The sequence below is a fragment of the Streptomyces sp. AB3(2024) genome (genome assembly GCF_041862025.1).
GTDB lineage: Bacteria > Actinomycetota > Actinomycetes > Streptomycetales > Streptomycetaceae > Streptomyces.
The window spans coordinates 1-338 of record NZ_JBGWAB010000369.1 but is presented as its reverse complement, the minus strand read 5'-3'; the positions used below and the strand labels follow the sequence as shown (position 1 = coordinate 338).

General features: G+C 69.8%; 1 protein-coding gene. It reads right to left on the bottom strand.

Features of this window, described 5'->3' with window-relative positions; translation table 11 throughout:
- The coding region (locus ACEPPI_RS40810; RefSeq protein ID WP_373920285.1) for a hypothetical protein at positions 1 to 338 on the bottom strand (338 nt) is incomplete at both ends.

Genomic DNA, 338 nt, shown 5'->3' with positions numbered 1-338 from the left:
GGCGAGGGCGGAGAGCACCCCGTCCGGACCGAGTTCGAGGTACGTCGTGACGCCCGCGGCCTCCAGGACACGGATGCCGTCCAGGAAACGGACCGCCTCACGGACGTGCCGCACCCAGAACTCGGCCGAGCCCATCTCGTCCGAGACCAGGGCACCGGTCAGGTTCGACACGACCGGAATACGCGGGGCGGCGAAGGTGAGGCCCTCCGCCACCTTGCGGAAGTCAGCCAGCATCCCGTCCATGTGCGGCGAGTGGAACGCGTGGCTGACCGTCAGCCGCTTGGTCTTGCGGTCCGGGAAGGCCTCGGCCACCTTGACCGCCGCATCCTCGTCACCCG